Here is a 527-nt window from a genome sequence, read left to right on the forward strand (position 1 = left end):
CGACGTTTAATGTTCCCGATTTTCGGGGGATGTTTTTACGGGGACTTGATAATGAACGCAATCTAGACCCTTGGCGTTCTTTTGCAAGTCAGCAAGGCTGTTCTTTAAAAGCGCATGAACATTTTATAGGTCCAGCGTCATCAGAAGGTCTTTCTTCTCGAAAAAAACGAGATGTTTCTTCTTCTGAAGCTCACTTGCAAAGGCGCAAGAGAGCTATAGACGAAGAGTGTGTAGGTTTGAGTGGGGATAGCTTAAAGAAATGTCATGAAGAATTTGACCGAATAGTGGGCATTTCAGAGGTTCCATTTTGGTTTACAGAAAAAGATAAGCCGCCGCGTTTACCTTGGTTTATCAGGAGCCCGTTTGCTAATTTTTTATATTATTCCACGCCTATAACAGAAGGTCTAAATGACAGAGAGCATCATGAACATCACCTTATGGCAGAGAGGGTTGGTGGTGTTGAAACGCGCCCCGTTAATGTGAGTGTAATTTATGGGATCAAGACATGAGGAGTTGAAATGTCATTA

General features: G+C 42.1%; 1 pseudogene. It reads left to right on the forward strand.

The annotated features are described in order from the left end of the window. Positions 1-509: pseudogene (locus ACFIJP_RS09755) on the forward strand (phage tail protein); the annotation flags it as partial. Positions 510-527: the final 18 nt, after the last annotated feature.

Source organism: Bartonella sp. MU37NMGALS (assembly GCF_042194015.1).
GTDB lineage: Bacteria > Pseudomonadota > Alphaproteobacteria > Rhizobiales > Rhizobiaceae > Bartonella > Bartonella grahamii.